Source organism: Furfurilactobacillus siliginis (assembly GCF_001437435.1).
Taxonomy (GTDB): domain Bacteria; phylum Bacillota; class Bacilli; order Lactobacillales; family Lactobacillaceae; genus Furfurilactobacillus; species Furfurilactobacillus siliginis.
Genome location: NZ_JQCB01000006.1, coordinates 119,827 through 126,343, shown reverse-complemented (window position 1 = coordinate 126,343; position 6,517 = coordinate 119,827). Strand labels below are relative to the sequence as shown.

The window sequence follows — 6,517 nt, the reverse complement described above, 5'->3', positions numbered from 1 at the left end:
TATCAGGTTATGCTGACAAATTTGTCCAAAAATTCGGATTAAATTTGCAATCTACCAAAACACTTCAAAATTATAGAAGGTGGAGACGGAAAAAGCTTCCAGGAAGTTCCACTAGATTCTTTAAGTGCATACATATTGCCAAGACTTTCTGAAACTGCACATTTATCTATTTTGCTGGGGTCAGGATCGTCACTTCCGGCAATTCCGCAGATGAAGACCACGTTTGAAGATTTTAAAAAGAGTAAACCAACCGGGATGAGACATCTTCTCAATCTTTATTCGGCTGATAAGTCTCATGACTCCACGAATATTGAGGAGTTTCTCTCTTGGTTAGGAAATAGATTAAACGGGCTTGCGCAGAAGGAGATCAAAGAGGAAAAGACTATTAGAGATAGCCTAGAAACTAGTCTTGTAGATTCGATTTCTGGTGGATTTACACGAGACTATGAGGCGATGGAGAGACAGTCTGTGGATGATATTCCACAAAATGGTGATTTGATGGACAATCCGGGGACCACCGAAATTGTCTATGAGGCATTCTTTCGGCGAATAGCTAGACTTCGTGAAAATACACGTGTAAGTGATGACGCTATCAATATTTTTACAACAAATTATGATCTTTTTGTAGAAAACTCACTAGACCGATTGAATTACGCATATACAGATGGTTTTCGGCAAAAATTACGTCCTGAATTTAACATTACCGAATATAGTAGAAGACCTGTCGATGTGGCTCGACGGTTTCGCGACCATTGGTCTCCAGTGACTCCATTTTTTAAAGTTTACAAACTACATGGCTCTCTAAATTGGAGACGACAGGGTGAGACAATTATTCGAACTTCTGATTGGGCATCTAAAGATGCGATTGTCATTGCTCCAACTTCCTCTAAGTATGCTGATAGCCAAGGGGCTCCGTACTCAGACTTGTTTCGCGAACTTTCGATTGAATTACTAAGGCCAAACACAACATTGATAATCAATGGTTTTGGTTTTGGTGATGACCATATTAATGAACTGCTAAGGCAAGCAGTAGGAAGAGATGATTTTGCTATGATTGCATTTGTCGATGAAACTGAAAGTAAGGTCAAAGATTTTATGCAAAAGGTCAGTGGAAATCCCAAGGCCACATTTATTACTAATGGGAAAGATAACGACTCTGCTCACCATTTCAACACACTTGCCGATTTAATAGCATACGAGGATCCATTTGAAAATCATAGCGAGGAGGACACTAATGCAGAATGATTGGCAAGTTGGGTCAGTAGAATTAGTCGCGGCTGATTATATAGAGTTTTCCGCAAGGACTTCAGATATTGGGGCCACTTTGAGACAAGGAAAAGTTCAAATCGCTAGAGGAATAAATGATTTTGTATATACTTTAGTTCGTTGGAATGTAGGGGTTTTATTTCGCGTATCCAAGGTTAGAAACAGTGCATTTGATAGGGAGACGGAAGATAACTCGCTAGATATTCCAGAAAAATTATCCTTTACTTGTGAGCCAGTTGGAACTCTGAAAGAAGGAAAGTTTACTCCTGGAATTGTAAGTTTTCCCATGGTAGGAGACAGGGTATATGGAGTTAATTCTGTGTTCTTGGATAGAATATTTTCCGGTGTTGGCGATGACTTAGTATCGATGGGGACGGTCAGTAATTATCCTGATGTACATCCATTTATAAATGCTGAAAAACTACTAACTTCTCATTTTGCAATTCTCGGTAATACTGGCTCTGGTAAATCAACAACGCTTAGAGTGCTTTTGGATAGACTTAGTAAGGCGAATGATAGTTTTAAGGAGAATGTGCGGTTTCTAATATTTGACGTTCATGGGGACTACGAGCATTTGAAGTTTGCTCGTCAAATTAATGTCCAAAAAATGCATCTCCCACTTAAAGAATTATTGTCAGAAGATTGGGAAGCAGCGTTACTCCCAAGTGAAAAAACTCAGAAACCAATTTTGAATCGAGCTTTACAGATTGCGAGAACAAGTGCTGAGAATCGTCGATTAATTTATGCTATTTTAACGAAAATGGCTGTTTCTGACGTCACACACGATTCGTTTGTAATGCTAAAAAGATCGGTAACAAAATGGTACACAAAGGTATTTGGGGATAGTATAGACGACACGAAGGTTTTACATGAGTGGTTTCAGAAATATACTGAGGTTCAGGGTGAAGATGAACTTCTAAGGAAAATTTCTAGTGTGATTTCTGAAGACCTACCACAAACTATTGATGGTATTCTTGCGACTGACACACAATCTTGCAACGTAACACTTGATGACATAGACGAAGGGTTCGATATTGTTTTCGGTGAAGAGGAAGTTCAAGGGAATCGTCGGGTACGCACTAATACAGAAACAATGATGAGCCGGTTTCGAAATTTAAAGTCTAAATATGGCGATAAAAACGGGTTACTAAATTCTGATAATGGAAAGCCGCTACAGATTAGCGACTGGACAAGCGTGCTACATGACGAATCTAAGTTTCTAGTTTTGAATCTTACTGAGTTTGATGATGATGCTTTGAGGTTAGTTTCAAATTATTTAGTCCGGGCCATTTTTCAGTCTAATTATTCCATGGCGCAGACCAGTAGAGATAACATGCCATTCTATTATTTATATCTAGATGAGGCGCATAGGTATGTCAAGGAGAATACTAATGATGAATCGACTGCGTTTGAGAAAATTGCTAGAGAGGGAAGAAAGTTCAATATTTATTTGGGAATAATCAGCCAAATACCTAGTGAGCTTTCTAGAGTGGTTTTATCGCAGACGGGAGCCTTTTTCATTCACCGTATTCAAAATGCCATGGACCTTGAATTTATTCAGCGTAATGTTCCTTCTGCCACAAAGACAATGGTAGCGAGACTTCCTAGCTTGAAAGCAGGCACTGTGCTTTTATCAGGTAATGCCTTTGATATTCCGTACGAATTGAGTGTTGAAGCTGATGAATACGCTGATGTATCTGCATCTCTTTCTCCAATTTCAAAGGAGCGATAATATGTTGGCAAATATATTGGCAGGGTTGGCCCTGGCATACGCAATCTGGAATGATCACAAAGAACGTCAGAATAAGAAGCTTTTGGCTGATGCTCAATCGCGGATTCAAAAAACACAGCAGGATCTTGAAGAAAAAACACAAGAATTCAATCAGAAACTGGGCAAGATCAATAGTTCTGAGTCGATTCTTCCTCATTTGTATTTAAACTTGAGCGATGACGATATTAAAAATAAGGGGGGTAAAATGATATTTGGAATTTGGGTCAGAAATGTTGGGCAAGCCGCAGCAGTGAATATTCAAATGGGGTATGAGAACAATGATCAAAATTTAGCGGGGATGCTTAGATCAGAGAATGATGATCAAAGTTTTTCTCTGTATGACTATTTGAGCGCAACAACAGCATTAACAGGAGAAACGGTCTTCTTGTCCTTTTGCATTCAAAAAACTGACGAGATGTTAGACTTTTATTACTTCAAACTGCATTACTCAGATTTAGCAGGTAGAGTTTATGAACAGGAATTCAAATTTGGCTATGGTAATAAATTTCAAAATGGCTATAGCCTGAATCAAGGCTCCTTTCAACCGAAACTTATTGAAGACATCGTCTAATACGCCTAATGGTTTGGCAAAGACCACCAGAAATTATAGAGTAGACCGCCCAGTGTTTGTTGGCCAAAACAGTTAGTACATAAATTGACGTCAAAGTTGCCAAGGTGAGTTAACTAAAGCTTTGTGCATTCTTGATGATTATCTGCTTTGTGGTATGCCATATGATTCCTTAAGCCTGTAGATAGCAAGTGAAACCATTAGGATAAGTTGATATAAGTGAAACGCCCGTAATTGTCAGGGATGATGGTTGCGGGCGTTTTTGTGTCGGCGTGATAGGTGATGGAACGGACGCTAAATGGTCGCTATCTTGTTATATCGTTGCATGGAGATGGCAATTGTTGGCGGCTCGGGGTGTGTGTACGTATTCATCTGTATACTAAGTAAACAGAGTGTGATAGACTTACATAAATGTAAAGGAGATGCTTTTCCATGCAAAAGGATCGTGCTACAGAACTTACCAGTCTTTTCTTACGGGTCATTAATCGCTATAACGAACTCGAAAAAATGCCGTTCGATTACGGTACCGGCGTTTTACTACATCCATCGGAATCGCATACGATCGAGGAAATTGGCAAGAATCCGAATATCAACATCACGAAGTTAGCTGAACTTCAAGGTATAACCAAAGGTGCAGTTTCGAAAAAAATTCAGCAATTGCGTAAACGTGGTTTGGTTGATAAGTCGATTGCTCCGACAACTGAAAATGAAGTTGTCTTGAACTTGACGGATACTGGTCAACAAGTTTTTAAAGCACATCAACAATTTTCAGAGAAATTGAATGAAGATATTGTTCTAATCTATAAACAGTTATCGGATAAGACAATTGCAGAACTTGAAGATGTTGGTGTGAAGACCGAAGACTTATTCTTGAAAATTGCAGAAGAAAGAAAGTAATAATTTTTCGGCTTTCTGTTTCCGTACTCAACTGTTTCTATAATCAACAAGGAGATGAATTCATAATGGGTGAAAAACGAAAGCAATTTTTGGGACTAATTGCTTTAGGAGCAATTATGTTTATGGTGACCCTGGATACGACAATCACGAATATTGCACTGCCAGATATTACGAATTATTTTAAGGAGACACTGACCAATACAAACTGGATAAGCACAATTTATGTATTGGTAATGGCTATCCTTACAATTCCGGCGGCTAAGTTTGGAGACCAATTTGGCCGAAAACGAATCATGCTAATTGGGCTTATTATTTTTGGCAGCGGATCAATTCTCTGCGGTTTTTCAAAGACACTTTTAATGCTGATCTCAATGCGATTTATTCAAGGAATTGGAGGTGCAATAGTTACGCCAATTATGATTCCACTATCAGTTAGCTTGTTTGGTCGTAAAAGGGCAAATCAAGCAGTTGGAATTATTGGTGCAGTGACAGCGGTTGCGGCGGCTGCGGGGCCACCAATTGGCGGGATGTTGTTAAAATTCTTAAGCTGGCAATGGATTTTTTTTGTAAATGTACCAATCGTTGTTGTGACAGTTCTTTTGTTGAGTATTTGTTTTACGGAGTCTGTCGATGATTCATTGACTAAGCAAATCGATGTTATGGGAATTCTATTTTTGACGCTAACGCTAGCGCCACTAACTTTGTTGTTGGTAAAAGGCTACGATTTTGGATGGAAATCGGCAACGAGTTTGACATTGGGTGGCGTGTCGTTAATTAGCCTAGTTGTATTTATAATTGTTGAGAGTCGTGTAACGGCCCCGCTGATGGAATTAAAGCTGTTTGGTGAGCGGACTTTCACAGCTTCAACGATTATCTACTTCATGTGTGGTTTCACAATTGTTTGTTCTTCATTAGTGTTCAATTTCTTTTTAGAAAATGTTCGTGGCTACTCTGCGCTAAATGCATCTATGATTATCATGTTTATGTCAATTACCGTGATGGTTTCGATGCCAGTAGGATCCTGGCTAGCGGAACTATTTGGATACCAGTGGATTATCACCAGTGGAATGATTTTAATGACCTTGATTTTGGTACTGCTTTCCAGACTAAAGCCCGAAACAACAAAGTTAATGATGATTATGTTTATGGTGATTTTGGGCAGTGGATTTGGTTTTGCTTGTTTGGCAATAGTTGCAGCTGTACAAAAGATTCCTGATAATAAAGCTGGAATTGCTTCTGGGATCGTAAACGCAGCTCGTCAATTAGGCACATGTTTAGGAATTGCATTATTGGTTGGAACGATGACTCACAGCATCAATCATGCTAAACATCAGATAAAGCAAGATGCTCGAATTGAAATCAACCATGCGAAGTTACCACATTCGGTTAGCTCAGCAATCACTGTTCAGTTGAATACGGCGGGTTCAAACTTACAGAGTAACGCTTTCAGGCATCGTCTAAAGACAGCTGTGCTTAGTGTTCCTAATAGTGTGAATCCACAGAATTCACAGCTGAAAGAAATATATGATGGCTTAAGTGATCTCCAGAAGCAGTTTAGCGGTCGGCCAGGTACACTCTCAACACTTTCTGCACAGGTTAATGAGGGTCAAAAGCTTTTTAACGCACAAAAAGATGCAATAATCACTAAATTATTGATTAACGCAGAAGACGCTAATACGTCAGAGCCAGTAGCCACTAACGTAAAGATGCTTAATAGTGAGGGAAGTCAGTTGGCACTTGGCCAAGCAGAATTGGCCAGTTCACTAGCTAAAACAGGTCGGGTAAATCATGCACTAATCAAAATGAAACATGGGATAGTGGCTCTTGATCTAAATGCGCAATTGACTAAATTGTTTAAGAAAATAGCTAAGACTAAAGATCAATTGCTAACAGATGCTTTTAACCATGTCTTCCTTTTAGCTGGAATGATTATCGGGCTTTCATCGATTATTGGTCCATTTACGAGCGTGAGGAAATCACATGCGAAGGGACGTAGTCAGTCTGTGATTTGAATG

Annotated in this window: 5 protein-coding genes; all 5 read left to right on the top strand. The window is 39.2% G+C overall.

Annotation, left to right across the window (positions count from 1 at the left end; translation table 11 throughout):
* Positions 1-135 precede the first annotated feature (135 nt).
* The 5 genes from IV55_RS05935 (at position 136) to IV55_RS05915 (ending at position 6,514) form a co-directional block, all read left to right on the top strand.
* The gene (locus IV55_RS05935; protein WP_157047462.1) at positions 136-1,245 is read left to right on the top strand and encodes an SIR2 family protein; all 1,110 of its coding nucleotides are present in this window, start codon (positions 136-138) and stop codon (positions 1,243-1,245) included.
* Positions 1,235-2,998: an ATP-binding protein gene (locus tag IV55_RS05930; protein ID WP_057810317.1), complete on the top strand. Its 1,764-nt coding sequence runs from the start codon at positions 1,235-1,237 to the stop codon at positions 2,996-2,998. The genes IV55_RS05935 and IV55_RS05930 overlap by 11 nt, the downstream gene beginning before the upstream one ends.
* Before the next feature lies 1 nt (position 2,999).
* Positions 3,000-3,608 (top strand): hypothetical protein, encoded by a 609-nt coding sequence (locus IV55_RS05925; RefSeq protein WP_057810315.1) that lies wholly within the window; start codon positions 3,000-3,002, stop codon positions 3,606-3,608.
* Positions 3,609-4,037: 429 nt separating this feature from the next.
* The gene (locus tag IV55_RS05920; RefSeq protein WP_057810313.1) at positions 4,038-4,502 is read left to right on the top strand and encodes a MarR family winged helix-turn-helix transcriptional regulator; all 465 of its coding nucleotides are present in this window, start codon (positions 4,038-4,040) and stop codon (positions 4,500-4,502) included.
* 65 nt (positions 4,503-4,567) lie between these two features.
* Complete coding sequence (locus IV55_RS05915) at positions 4,568-6,514, top strand: MFS transporter (protein WP_057810311.1); 1,947 nt, start codon at positions 4,568-4,570, stop codon at positions 6,512-6,514.
* Positions 6,515-6,517: the final 3 nt, after the last annotated feature.